This window comes from Bradyrhizobium sp. 21 (assembly GCF_023073335.1).
Lineage (GTDB): Bacteria > Pseudomonadota > Alphaproteobacteria > Rhizobiales > Xanthobacteraceae > Bradyrhizobium.
In genome coordinates this window covers 238,317-250,702 of sequence record NZ_JADPJG010000015.1, presented here as the reverse complement: position 1 = coordinate 250,702, position 12,386 = coordinate 238,317, and the positions used below count along the sequence as shown (strand labels likewise).

11 protein-coding genes are annotated in these 12,386 nt (G+C 64.1%); 6 read left to right on the top strand and 5 right to left on the bottom strand.

Translation table 11 applies throughout. From position 1 onward, the window contains the following. Positions 1–136: 136 nt before the first annotated feature. Both IVB31_RS17225 and IVB31_RS17220 read left to right on the top strand, forming a co-directional pair. Complete coding sequence (locus IVB31_RS17225) at positions 137–730, top strand: L,D-transpeptidase (RefSeq protein ID WP_247324356.1); 594 nt, start codon at positions 137–139, stop codon at positions 728–730. An 86-nt stretch (positions 731–816) separates the two neighbouring features. Beyond that, positions 817–1,854 (top strand): amino acid ABC transporter substrate-binding protein, encoded by a 1,038-nt coding sequence (locus IVB31_RS17220; protein WP_247324800.1) that lies wholly within the window; start codon positions 817–819, stop codon positions 1,852–1,854. Positions 1,855–2,113: 259 nt separating this feature from the next. Here the strand turns inward: IVB31_RS17220 and IVB31_RS17215 are convergent, their stop codons facing one another. Next, positions 2,114–3,253 (bottom strand): acyl-CoA dehydrogenase family protein, encoded by a 1,140-nt coding sequence (locus IVB31_RS17215; RefSeq protein ID WP_247324354.1) that lies wholly within the window; start codon positions 3,251–3,253, stop codon positions 2,114–2,116. Between the two features lie 144 nt (positions 3,254–3,397). After that, complete coding sequence (locus IVB31_RS17210; RefSeq protein ID WP_247324353.1) at positions 3,398–4,609, bottom strand: acyl-CoA dehydrogenase family protein; 1,212 nt, start codon at positions 4,607–4,609, stop codon at positions 3,398–3,400. 147 nt (positions 4,610–4,756) lie between these two features. Between IVB31_RS17210 and IVB31_RS17205 the strand changes: the two genes are divergently transcribed. Both IVB31_RS17205 and IVB31_RS17200 read left to right on the top strand, forming a co-directional pair. Further along, complete coding sequence (locus IVB31_RS17205; protein WP_247324347.1) at positions 4,757–5,302, top strand: carboxymuconolactone decarboxylase family protein; 546 nt, start codon at positions 4,757–4,759, stop codon at positions 5,300–5,302. A gap of 90 nt (positions 5,303–5,392) precedes the next feature. Then, positions 5,393–5,887, top strand: coding sequence for a VOC family protein (locus IVB31_RS17200; RefSeq protein ID WP_247324344.1), 495 nt, complete (start codon positions 5,393–5,395; stop codon positions 5,885–5,887). A gap of 80 nt (positions 5,888–5,967) precedes the next feature. On the opposite strand, the gene IVB31_RS17195 is transcribed toward IVB31_RS17200, so the two are convergent. After that, positions 5,968–7,224, bottom strand: a complete 1,257-nt coding sequence (locus IVB31_RS17195) for an MFS transporter (protein WP_247324343.1) — start codon at positions 7,222–7,224, stop codon at positions 5,968–5,970. A 140-nt stretch (positions 7,225–7,364) separates the two neighbouring features. Then, the gene (locus IVB31_RS17190; protein WP_247324341.1) at positions 7,365–8,612 is read right to left on the bottom strand and encodes an MFS transporter; all 1,248 of its coding nucleotides are present in this window, start codon (positions 8,610–8,612) and stop codon (positions 7,365–7,367) included. Positions 8,613–8,831: 219 nt separating this feature from the next. Here IVB31_RS17190 and IVB31_RS17185 point away from each other — a divergent pair, with 219 nt between their 5' ends. Beyond that, positions 8,832–10,901, top strand: coding sequence for a prolyl oligopeptidase family serine peptidase (locus IVB31_RS17185; protein WP_247324340.1), 2,070 nt, complete (start codon positions 8,832–8,834; stop codon positions 10,899–10,901). A gap of 179 nt (positions 10,902–11,080) precedes the next feature. Here the strand turns inward: IVB31_RS17185 and IVB31_RS17180 are convergent, their stop codons facing one another. Beyond that, positions 11,081–11,752 (bottom strand): DUF938 domain-containing protein, encoded by a 672-nt coding sequence (locus IVB31_RS17180; protein WP_247324339.1) that lies wholly within the window; start codon positions 11,750–11,752, stop codon positions 11,081–11,083. Between the two features lie 259 nt (positions 11,753–12,011). Between IVB31_RS17180 and soxX the strand changes: the two genes are divergently transcribed. Next, complete coding sequence (gene soxX / locus IVB31_RS17175) at positions 12,012–12,365, top strand: sulfur oxidation c-type cytochrome SoxX (protein ID WP_247324338.1); 354 nt, start codon at positions 12,012–12,014, stop codon at positions 12,363–12,365. Positions 12,366–12,386: the final 21 nt, after the last annotated feature.

The following is a 12,386-nucleotide window of genomic DNA, read 5'->3' as shown; positions in this document are numbered from 1 at the left end:
GGCATTTCCCGGCCCGTCAAAAAATCAAAGCATTCTAGTGACATACCAGCTGGGCGCGCCATCAACTTGCCATGAACATGGCCCTGAGCTTTGATAGTTCCGATGAATTGCGCTGTGGCAGCGGGGAGAGCTTGATATGACGGATTTTCGTCGCCTGACCGGCGCGTTTCTGGCTGCGGTGGGGTTGATCCTGTTCGCGCCGCATGCCTCCGCCCAGCAACCCGACCGCGGCGACGAGCCGGGCCTGGTCGCCGACGACGCCTACGAGCTCGACCCGGAATGGCAGAAGCAGGTCGTCTACTTCCGCACCACCGAGGCGCCGGGCACCCTCATCATCTCGACCGCCGAACGGCATCTCTACCTGGTGCAGCCCGGCGGCCGTGCCATCCGCTACGGCATCGGCGTCGGCCGCGATGGTTTTCAGTGGCAGGGGCTGGTGAACATCACCAACAAGAAGGAGTGGCCGGACTGGACGCCGCCGCCGGAGATGATCCAGCGCCAGCCCTATCTGCCGCGCTTCATGGCCGGCGGCCCCGGCAACCCGCTCGGCGCCCGCGCCATGTATCTGGGCACCACGGTCTACCGCATCCACGGCACCAACCGTCCTGACACGATCGGCACCAAGGTCTCCTCGGGCTGCTTCCGGCTCGTCAACCGCGACGTCGCCGATCTCTATGATCGCGTCCCGGTCGGCACCAAAGTTGTCATCCGGCAGAAGCCCGAACTCTAGGGCTATGGTTTGAGCATGATCCTCCGGATCATGCCTTCCGCCCTCATCCAAATTCCTTTTCCCGATTATTTCGAGAGAGCAACATGATGCGCACATTTCGAGGCGGCCTGCTGATCGGGCTCGCGGTTGCCGTGCTGGTCGGCGTCCTGGCGGTGATCTACGAGTTCTACGACACCCGCACCCTGAAGCGCACCGTGCGCCGCGGCGAAGTGCTGTGCGGCGTCAACAAGGGCCTGCCGGGCTTCTCGATCCCCGACGACAAGGGCAACTGGACCGGCTTCGACGTGGATTTCTGCCGCGCTGTGGCCTCCGCGATCTTCAACGACCCGAGTAAGGCGAAGTTCGTCGCGCTCGATGCCAGCGAGCGCTTCAAGGAATTGCAGAGCCGGAAGGTGGACATCCTCTCGCGCAACTCGACCTGGAGCATGGCGCGCGAGCTCGACTACGACCTCTATTTCCCCGCGGTCGCCTATTACGACGGCGCGGGCTTCATGCTGCCGCGCGCGCGCAACAAGGAAACCGCGCTGGATCTGACCGACAGCAAGGTCTGCGTCCAGACCGGGACCACCACAGCGCTCAACGTCGCCGACTACTTCCGTGCCAACAACATGAAGTATGAAGAGATGAAGTTCGACAAGCTGGATGACGTGGTGAAAGCCTACGACACCGGCAAGTGCGACACGCTCTCTGCCGACGTCTCGCAGCTCTATGCGCTGCGGCTGAACCTGTCCAAGCCCGGCGACAGCATGATCCTGCCGGACATGATCTCCAAGGAGCCGCTCGCCCCCGTCGTGCGCCAGCGCGACGACGACTGGATGATGATCGTGAAGTGGACGCTGTACGCGATGATCAACGCCGAAGAGCTCGGCGTCTCCTCGGAGAACATCGACGAGGCCCTGAAGTCGAAGAAGCCGGAAGTGATGCGGCTGGTCGGCACCGAGGGCAATTACGGCGAGCAGCTCGGCCTCACCAAGGATTGGGTCGTCCGCATCATCCGCAACGTCGGCAATTACGGCGAGATGTACGAGCGCAATATCGGCGAGAAGTCCAAGCTGAAGATCCCGCGCGGCATGAACCAGTTGTGGAATGCAGGCGGCGTGCAATACGCGCCGCCGGTGCGTTAAGGAGCACTATCCGCCGTCATTGCGAGCGGAGCGAAGCAATCCAGAGTCTTTCCAAGGCGACAGTCTGGATTGCTTCGTCGCAAGTGCTCCTCGCAATGACGAGCTTGGGGCAGGCGCTATCCACAATCTCAACTGTCATCGCCCGGCTTGACCGGGCGATCCAGTAGTCCGAGACGTCAATCGTATGCGGAGGGGCCGCGGCGTACTGGATCGCCCGCCTTCGCGGGCGATGACATCCAGTGTGACGTGACGGTACGCCTCAGTACCCCCGCGCCCTTGCCAACTGCTCGGTGTGGTAATTCGCGTCCCCGAACAACTCCTCACAGACCCGGGCGCGCTTCATGAAGAAGCCGATGTCGAACTGGTCGGTCATGCCCATGCCGCCATGCATCTGCACGCCCTCCTGCACCGCGCGGGTCGCGGTGGTGCCGGCGCGGGCCTTTGCGACGGCGATGGCTGCGGCGGCCTTGGTGACATCAGCATCCAGCGCCTGAAGCGCCTTCATTGTCGCGGCACGGGTGATCTCGATGTCGACATAGAGCTCGGCGGCACGGTGCTGCAGCGCCTGGAATTCGCCGATCAGCTTGCCGAACTGCTTTCTGCTTTTGAGGTACTCGACGGTGCGATTGAAGACTTTCTCGCTGAGGCCGACCATCTCTGACGCCACTGCACCACGACCGATATCGAGCACACCGTCGAGCAGGCCAGCGCCCTGATCGACCTCGCCGAGCACGCTGTCGGCATCGACCTCGACATCGGCAAGCTCGATCCGTGCCGCGTTGTGTGCGTCGACCATGATGGTGCGCTCGACCGCAACCCCCTTGGCCGCGGGATTGACCAGGAACAGCGTCAAGCCTTCGCGCTCGCCGGCCGAGCCCGCGGTGCGCGCGGCGACGATGAGGAGGTCGGCGACATGGCCGTCGACGACCAATGCCTTGGCGCCGCTCAGCTTGAAGCCGTTGCCGGCGCGTACGGCCTGAAGGCCGGTCTGAAGCGGGCGATGCTTTGCGCCCTCGTCGATCGCGAGCGTCGCGAGCAGCGAGCCATTAGAGATTTTTGGCAGATACTCGGATTTCTGCGCGGCGTTGCCGCCTCGGTTCAGGGCCGAGGCCGCGACCACGCTCGTGGCGAGGAAGGGCGACGGCATCAGCGTGCGGCCGATCTCCTCCATGACGATTCCGGCCTCGACATAGCCGAGGCCGCTGCCGCCGAATTCTTCGGGCACCAGCAGACCGGCAAAACCCATCTCGGCGAAGGAATGCCAAAACTCCCTGGAGAAGCCGGTGGGATCTTTGCTGTCGCGCAGATGACGCAAATGTGAGATCGGCGCCTTGTCGCTGATCAGCCCGCGCGCGCTGTCGCGGAGCATCGATTGTTCTTCGGTGAGGACGAGGGCCATGGCGGGGCTCCAACATAGTGCGGTTCGCTGAATTCGGTGGTGACCCTCATGGTGAGGAGGCGCGAAGCGCCGTCTCGAACCATGCAGGCCGTGGCCATCCTTCGAGACGCGGCCTGAGGGCCGCTCCTCAGGATGAGGCTTATCCTAGGCCCCCGGCAGATCGAGGATGCGCTTGGCGACGATGCCGAGCATCACCTCCGTGGTGCCGCCCTCGATCGAGTTGGCCTTGGTGCGCAGCCAGGCGCGCGGGCGCGCTCCTTGCCTGGAGCGCTCGCTCTCCCATTCCAGCGCGTCGACGCCGCCGGCCGACATCAGGATTTCGTAGCGGCGCTTGTTGAGCTCGGTACCGTAATATTTCATCGCCGACGAGAACGCCGGATGCGCCTGACCCGCCTTGGCGAGATCGACCGCGCGCTCGGCGCAGGCCGCGAGTGCTGCTTCATCGACGTCGAAGCTGGCGATCCGGCCACGCAGCATCACATCGTCGAGCCGCCCCAGCGCATCGGTGCCGACGGAATCGGCCGCGATCTGGCCGAGCGGACGGCCGACGCCGCGCTCGCCCATGCCTGAGATCATCGCGCGCTCATGCTGGAGCAGATATTTCGCGACGTCCCAGCCACGGTTGACGGTGCCGACCACATGCGATTTCGGCACGCGGACGCCGTCGAAGAAGGTTTCGCAGAACGGCGAATAGCCGGAGATCAAGAGGATCGGCTTGGTCGAGACGCCCTTCGAGGTCATGTCGAACAGGATGAAGCTGATGCCGTCGTGCTTCTTCGCGGAGGGATCCGTGCGCACCAGGCAGAAGATCCAGTCGGCGTAGTTGGCGTAGGACGTCCATATCTTCGAGCCGGTGATGACGAAATCATCGCCGTCGCTCTCGGCGCGGGTCTGGAGCGAGGCGAGGTCGGAGCCGGCGTTCGGCTCGGAATAGCCCTGGCACCAGCGGATCAGGCCCGCCGCGATTTTTGGCAGATGCTCTTTCTTTTGCGCCTCGTTGCCGTATTTCAAGAGCGCGGGTCCGAGCATCCAGATGCCAAAACTCGACAGCGGCGGGCGTGCGCCTATCTTCGCCATCTCGGCGCGCAGCACCTTGTGCTCGGCGGCGCTTAAGCCGCCACCGCCATATTCCCTAGGCCAGTCCGGCACGGTCCAGCCCTTGTCGCGCATGCGCTCGAACCAGATGCGCTGTGGCTCGGACGCGAATTTCGTATTGCGTCCGCCCCAGAACACGTCGGCGTCGGAGGTCGCGGGCTTGCGCATTTCCGGCGGGCAGTTCGCCTCGAGCCAGGCGCGCGTCTCGTTGCGGAATTGTTCGAGATCGGCGGTCTCGGCATCGCTCGCTTTGTCGCTCATGGTCGTTTCCATCATTTCTAAATCGACTTGTTGGCCGCGACTCTGAGCCATCGCCTCGTGGAATTCAACCACTTCCGTGACGCGCGGCCTCCGCATTCGGCTATAGTCACCACGACGGCGAAGCTTGAAAACAAAGAGGAAACAACGATGCGCCTGACACTTCTTTCGCCTGGCGAAATGAACGAGAGCCAGCGGCAGACCTATGACGAGTCGATTGCCGGCAAGCGCGGCAAACCGCCGGCGCCGATGATGGCCTGGCTCAACAGCCCCGACATGGCCCGTCACGCCACACGGCTCGGCGAGGTCCTGCGTTACGACACGATATTCCCGGCAAAACTCTCGGAAATCGCGATCCTGGTGACGGCGCGGCACTGGACCGCGCATTACGAATGGTATGCACACAAGCGCCTCGCGCTCGCCGGCGGCATGGACCCGAAAATCATCGACGCCATCCGCGATCGCCGCACGCCTGATTTCGACGACCCCAAGGGCAGGATGATCTACGACGTCGCGAAGTCGCTGCACGAGGGTCACGGCATCGAGAAGGGCCTCTATGATGACGCGGTGAAGCTGCTCGGCGAACGCGGAATCGTCGAGGTGATCGGGCTGTGCGGCTATTACACGATGGTGTCGATGACGCTGAACACGTTCGAGTTCGAACTGCCCGAGGGCGAAGTTCGCGAGCTCTCATAGTTTCCTATCCGGAAACGATGGGTTTCGGGAAAGGCCCGTAGCGCTGTCCCGAAGCCAGCCTTATCTGGGATTGGTCAACGGAGCAGCACCATGTCGCAAAGCCCAGCCGTCCATGCCGGCACAAGGATCGGCCACGTCCACCTCAAGGTCGCCGATCTCGATCGCGCGCTCGGCTTCTATTGCGGCGTGCTCGGCTTCGAGCTGATGCAGCGGATGGGCTCGGGCGCGGCCTTCATCTCGGCCGGCGGCTATCATCACCACATCGGGCTCAACACCTGGGAGAGCAAGGGCGGCTCGCCGCCGCCGCCTGGTACGACCGGGCTCTATCACACCGCGATCCTCTATCCGACGCGGCCGGCGCTGGCGGATGCGCTGCATCGCGTGCTCGCGGCCGGCATTGCGCTGGATGGCGCGAGCGACCATGGCGTGTCCGAGGCGCTGTATCTGCGCGATCCGGACCAGAATGGCGTGGAGCTGTATCGGGACAGGCCTAGGGAGCAATGGCCGTTCGGGCCGGACGGCAAGCTTGCGATGGTCACGAAGAGGCTAGATCTGGAGGGATTGCTGAAGGACCGTGAGGCGTGATGCCGGAGTGATTGCGTAGGGTGGGTTAGCCGAAGGCGTAACCCACCTCTTTCGCCTCCGCGGAGATAAACAGTGGTGGGCTACGCTTCGCTAACCCACCCTACGAAGTCCCGACGCGGCCTTCCCCGCACCATGATCAACCCCGCCGCAACCACCTCCAGCGCGATGCAGAGATAGAACGGCAGCGAATAGCCGCCGGACCAATCGCGCAGGACGCCGACGACGCCGGGGCCGAACGCGTAGGTCACCTGGTTGATCGCGGTGTTGAGGCTGATCAGCACGCCGAACGAGGCGGACTCGAACTCCTGCTGCACGATCAGCGACGGCAGCGTGATGAGGTTGCCGACGGAGAAGCCGAATACGGCGCAGGCCGCGATCAGCACGTAATCATTGTGCAAATTGATCACGACGAGAAGCGCCGCCGCCTGGCTCAGAAACGACAGCGCCGAGGCAAGGCGCTGATCGAGGTGGTCGATCACCAGCGAGAACAGCACCCGGCCGACCACCGCCATCGCGGTCAGCACCGCGACGGCAACAGCGGCGCGCTCGCGGCCGATCACGGGATCGAGGAACGAGATCAGGTGGACGATGAAGCCGACCTGGGCGAACAGCACCAGCGCGAACGCGATGGTCACCGTGAGGAAGCCGATATCGCGCAATGCCTGGCTGCGGATCTCGCCTGAGGATTGCGGCTTTGCTTTCGTCGCTGCGCGCCGCCCATGGAGATCGGGCGGGCGGCCGACGACGATCAGGATGACCGGCACGAGCAGCACCAGCATGGTGCCGGCGACGCTAAACATCGCGCTGGCGAAGCCGATATGCCCGATCAAGGTCACCAGCAGCGGCACGCCGACGATGCCGCCAAAGCTTGCGCCGTTGAGCGCCAGGCTGATCGCCATGCCGCGCTTCTGGTCGAACCACAGGCTGATCGTGTTGGTGATCATGGCCAGGCTGGTGCCGGCCCAGCCGAAGGCGAGCACGGCGTTGGCGAGATAAAGCTGCCACGGCTCGCGCACCGCGCCGATCGCAACCGCGGCCGCCGACATCGCCAGCGTGCCCGCGATCAGGCCGAGGCGCGGACCATATTTGTTGACGGCCTCGCCGACGAAGACGACGAGCAGCGCGCCGAACAGATAGAAGAACGTCGTGGCCGATGAGATCAGCGAGGCCGACCAGCCGTGCGCGCGCTGGAGCTCGGCGACATAGACGCTCTGGCCGTAGAAGCCGAGCCCCCAGCCGAAGGTCGCGAGCAGGAAGCAGACCGCGACGATGCGCCAGCCTTCGTAGCGGAGGGAGGATTCGTCGATGGATGCGTCGTGCCGGGGATTGTCGAGCATTTGCGCTTCTCCTGTGTTTCCCCCGCGAGCGCCGTGCTTCACGCCCGCCTGTCTATGACGAGCATCATGTAACAACCAGGCCCCGGAAATCACTTCGACCGGGGTCGAACTATCAACGTTGCTGACAGCCTCCTGCCACCTTAAATCGCATCCGGGAACTCGCCCATCGCGGCCTCGAGCCGCGCCTTGCGGCGGCGGGCAAAGGACGCCAGCGAGAGCACGGCGAGGCCGAGCACCACCGGCGGGAACACCACCATGTTCACCGCGGACCAACCGTAGTTTGCGAGCAGCTGGCCGGACGAGAACGAGCCGATCGCCATCATGCCGAACACCAGGAAATCGTTGAAGGCCTGCACCTTGTTGCGCTCCTGCGGGCGGTGCGTTTCGAGCACCAGCGCGGAGGCGCCGATGAAGGAGAAATTCCACCCCACACCGAGCACGATCAGCGTCGCCCAGAAGTGCATCGCGGTGATACCGGACAAGCCGATGCCGGCAGCAACGGCCTCCAGCAGCAGGCCGGCGGCAACGACCCTCTGTGCACCGAAGCGGGCGATCAGCGCGCCCGTGAAGAAGCTCGGCCCGTACATGGCGACGATGTGCCATTGAATGCCGAAATTGGAATCGGAAAGGCTCAAGCCGCACAGCTTCATGGCGAGCGGCGCCGAGGTCATCACCAGATTCATCATGGGGTAGGAGATGACGCCGCACAAAGCCGCCGCGATGAAGCGCGGCTGGGTTACGATGTCGAGCAAGGGACGGCCGCCATGCAGATCGGCCGGCGCCGGCTTCGGCATGTCGACCCCGGCGACGATGCCCATCGCGACCAACGCGACCGCGGCCTGGACCAGGAAGCTGAAGGCGAACAGATAGGGCGACCAGACATCCATGGTCCATTGCACGAGCTGCGGACCGAGCACGCCGGCGAACACGCCGCCGGCCATCACCCAGGATACTGCCTTGGGGCGGTAGGCGGCGCTGGCGCCGTCGGCCGCGGCGAAGCGATAGGACTGCGCTACCGCGCCATAGAGGCCGCCGAGGAAGGTCGCCAGACAAAACAGTGCGAATGAGGCGTGCAGGATCGCGAACGAGCCGAGCAGGCCGGTGAGCGCGCCGAGGCCCGTGCCGATGACGAAGCCCGTGCGGCGGCCGAAGCGGCGCGAGATCGCGCCGGTCGGCAGCGTGCCGGCGGCGAGCCCCAGCACATACATCGAGATGGGCACGGTCGCGAACGAGACGTCGGGCGCAAGCGTGGCGCCGACAATCGATCCGGTGGCGAAGATCACCGCCGAGTTGGCGCCGGTCAGCGCTTGAGCTGCGGCAAGGCGCACCACATTGGCACGCACGCGGGCGTCGGCGGCGATCTCATTGGCTGCAGTCACGTCTAACATTCGGCATTTCCGCCCAAAAGGGCTTCGTTGATTCCCGGCACTATGGCGGGGCGCGGGAGGGCGGGCAACCGGCGCAAACGGGCGCAGGCCATGCCTCTGACGCAATCGGCAAGACTATAATCGGCAAAACTATAACGGGCCGCGCCCTTGACGGCTTGCGCTCGATCAAATCCTATCCGCCGCATTCTCCAAGAGCTGCGGTCATCAGGAGTTTCGTTCATGTCCGTCGACGACAGGCCCACGCTCAGCGCTCCCGACGACGATCCCTGGCTCTGGCTGGAGGAGATCGAGGGCAAGCTGGCGCTCGATTTCGTCACGCGGCAGAACAGCCTGACGCGCGAGGCGTTTGGTGGAAAGGCCTTTGAGCGCGATCGCGACATCCTCGCGACGATCTACGATCGCCCCGACAACGTTCCCTATGTCAGCCGGCGCGGAGATGATCTTCACAATCTCTGGAAGGATGCCGCCAACCCGCGCGGTCTGTGGCGGCGGACTTCGCTTGCGGAGTTTCGCAAACCCCATCCGGCGTGGGAGACCATGCTGGATATCGACCAGCTCGCGGCGCGCGAAGGCGAGGACTGGCTGCTGAGCGGCATCACCACACAGAAGGGAAGCTCGCGGGCGATTCTGAGCCTGTCGCGCGGCGGCAGCGACGCCGTCACCTTGCGGGAATTCGACATCGGCACCAAGAGTTTCGTTGCGGACGGATTTGCGCTGCCGGAAGCCAAGGGCGGCGCCGATTGGCTCGATGCCGACACGCTGCTGCTGTCGAGCGCCCATGGCAAAGGCATGGCGACGAGCTCGGGATATTCGCGGACCGTTCGCGTGTGGCGGCGCAGCCAGCCTGTCGATCAGGCGCAGACGATCATCGAGACCACGGCCGATCATATGGCGATATCAGGCATGGTCGACGACACCGCTGCGGCCCCGCGCAGCTGGATCATCGACCAGATCGACTTCTTCAATCATGCGATCTGGCTGCGCGATGCCGACGGCACGACGACGAAGCTCGACCTGCCGACCGGCATCTGGATGCAGGCGCATGGCGACTGGTTCGCGATGAAGCTGCGCGAAGCCTGGTCGATCGAGGGGAGAACCTATGCCGCCGACACCGTGCTCGGCATGTCGCTCTCGGCATTCCTCGCCGGCAGCCGGGATTTTGCGATCCTGTTCGAGCCGGAGCCGCGACGCGCTTTGCAAGGCCTGTTCTGGGCAGGGGCTAAGCTGGTGCTGTCGATCCTCGACGAGTTGAAGCCGCAATTCGAGATCTGCACGCCATCCGCCACAGGCTGGAGCCGCGAGATGCTCGGCGGTCTTCCGGACATCGGCGTCGTCGACATCTGGCCGCTCGACCGCCATCCGTCCGAGAGCAATGGCGATTTGCTCGCCAATGTGCAGGATCCGCTGACGCCGCCGTCGCTACTGCTGATGGAGCGCGGCGTCGCGAGCCCGATTGTGTTGAAGCAGGCGCCGAAGACATTCACCGCCGACGGCCTCGTGGTGACCCAGCACGAGGCGATCTCGATCGACGGCGAGCGCATTCCCTATGTCCAGACCGGCCCCATTGACCAGAGCGGTGATGCGCCGGTGTATATGAGCGCCTATGGCGGCTTCGGACTCTCGGTGAAGCCGTATTACAACGCATCGCTCGGCAAGCTGTGGCTGGAGCGCGGCGGCACGACAGTGCAGGCGAATTTGCGCGGTGGCGGCGAATTCGGCACACGCTGGCACGATGCCGGCCGGCTCGCCGGCAAGAAACTGTCGCACGACGATTTCGCGGCCGTTGCTGCCGATCTCGTCCGTCGTGGCGTGACCACGGCAAAGCGCATCGCAGCCCAGGGCGGATCGAACGGCGGCATCCTCATCACCAACATGCTGGTACGATACCCCGAGCGCTTCGGCGCGCTGTTCTGCACTATCCCGCTGATCGACATGCGCCGCTACACAAAGCTGCTCGCGGGCGCGAGCTGGATCGCGGAATACGGCGATCCTGACAAGCCGGAGGAGTGGGACTGGCTGAAGACGTACTCCGCCTATCATAACGTCAAAGCCGGCCAACCCTATCCGCCGATCCTGATCGCGACGACGCGGCGCGACGATCGCGTCCATCCCGGCCACGCGCGCAAGATGGCGGCCAAGCTCCAGGCGATGGGCTACGAGGCCTGGTTCTACGAGCCGGAAGCAGGCGGCCACGGCTACGGCAAGGACAACAAGGAGCGCGCCGGCTTCGAGGTGCTTGGCTTCAGGTTCTTGAAGGAGAAGATCGGGTGGGTAGATGGCGGGGCGTGACGGCCGCTTGATTTGACCAATGCGCGCCCAGCAGGCGGTGCACCTCTCCCGCTTGCGGGAGAGGTCGGCGCGAAGCGCCGGGTGAGGGTTCTCTCCTCTTGGGGACTATCCCGTTGCGGAGACACCCTCTCCCCAACCCTCTCCCGCAAGCGGGAGAGGGAGTGCACCGCCTTCGCGGCTTAGCGCGAAAACACCAGCGTCAGATTATTCGCAGGCATGTCGATCGTATCGACGAGGCGAAGGCCTACGCCGCGGGCGAGGCTCTCGACATCGCCGATGTCGCGGACGCCCCAGTCGGGATTGCCCTGACGCAGCGATGTGTCGAACACGGCATTGCTCAGCGCAGTGTGCTTGCCGTCGCGCTTGAACGGCCCGTAGAGAACCAGCTTGCCGTCAGCGCGCAAATAGCGGCCGGCCCCGGCAAACAAGCCCTCGGCCACGGCCCACGGCGCAATGTGGATGACATTGGCACAGAACAATGCAGCCAGACTTGTCGGCGCCTGCCCGCTTTTCATCTCCGGACACCAGTCGGGATCCGTGAGATCGATGCGAAGCGGACTGCGAATGTTTTGCAGGCCGGCATGAACGCGCCAGGCCTCGATGCTCTTGAGGTGGCGCTGGTTGAGGTCGCTGGGCCACCAGACCAGGTCGGGCGAATGGCGGGCGAAATGGACCACATGCTGCCCGGTTCCGCTGCCGACCTCGACCACGTTGCCGGTCAGGCCTGCGAGATGCTTTTCCAGCGCCGCCCAGAGCGGTTCGTGATTGCGATGAAATGCCGGCGCGTCGAGCCGCCCATCCGACTCGACCCGTCCGCCATCCCTGCCGAATTCGACGACATATTCAGCCAAGTGAGGTCCCCTTAAAAAAACGAGAACGCGATGAAAACGGGATGAGCGCCCAAACGCCCCGGAAACAGCCGGCCCGCGCCACTGCCCCTTACGCTTGGGGCAAAATCGGCTGAACAGATAATCTCTTTAGTTGCAATGCGGAAGATATTAACGCCATTTTGTCGTCTGCATAGTCTCGATTGTCAGGCGATGCCCTTTGTGCTTTGGAACGCATCTATTTCGCGATCGAGACCATCGACATAATGCTCGGAATGATGCCTTGACCGTTTTTTCCCGAACGCCCGTCCTGTTGCTCCTGCTGGCCATTGCCGCCGGCCTCGCCAGCCCGGCGCGGGCGCAGTCCGCCGCGGCCGAGGGCCAGAAGCTCGCTTTCGACCGCGGCAAGGGCAATTGCCTGACCTGCCACGTCATCAAGGGCGGCGACCTGCCTGGAACGATCGGGCCGGAACTGAAGGACCTCAAGTCAAAATACCCCGATCGCAACGAGCTGGTCGCGATCATCTTCGACGAGACCAAGCGTAATCCGCAGACCATGATGCCGCCGTTCGGCCGGAACAGGATTTTGACCGAACAGGAGATCAGCGCGATCGTTGATTTCCTGCAAACCCTGTGACTTCAGGCACGCCAAGCGACT

What these genes read in the sequence shown, in the direction of transcription:
- IVB31_RS17225 (WP_247324356.1), top strand. Translation starts at nt 137, where the DNA reads ATGACGGATTTTCGTCGCCTGACCGGCGCGTTTCTGGCTGCGGTGGGG.
- IVB31_RS17220 (WP_247324800.1), top strand. Translation starts at nt 817, where the DNA reads ATGCGCACATTTCGAGGCGGCCTGCTGATCGGGCTCGCGGTTGCCGTG.
- IVB31_RS17215 (WP_247324354.1), bottom strand. Translation starts at nt 3,253, where the DNA reads ATGGCCCTCGTCCTCACCGAAGAACAATCGATGCTCCGCGACAGCGCG.
- IVB31_RS17210 (WP_247324353.1), bottom strand. Translation starts at nt 4,609, where the DNA reads ATGAGCGACAAAGCGAGCGATGCCGAGACCGCCGATCTCGAACAATTC.
- IVB31_RS17205 (WP_247324347.1), top strand. Translation starts at nt 4,757, where the DNA reads ATGCGCCTGACACTTCTTTCGCCTGGCGAAATGAACGAGAGCCAGCGG.
- IVB31_RS17200 (WP_247324344.1), top strand. Translation starts at nt 5,393, where the DNA reads ATGTCGCAAAGCCCAGCCGTCCATGCCGGCACAAGGATCGGCCACGTC.
- IVB31_RS17195 (WP_247324343.1), bottom strand. Translation starts at nt 7,224, where the DNA reads ATGCTCGACAATCCCCGGCACGACGCATCCATCGACGAATCCTCCCTC.
- IVB31_RS17190 (WP_247324341.1), bottom strand. Translation starts at nt 8,612, where the DNA reads ATGTTAGACGTGACTGCAGCCAATGAGATCGCCGCCGACGCCCGCGTG.
- IVB31_RS17185 (WP_247324340.1), top strand. Translation starts at nt 8,832, where the DNA reads ATGTCCGTCGACGACAGGCCCACGCTCAGCGCTCCCGACGACGATCCC.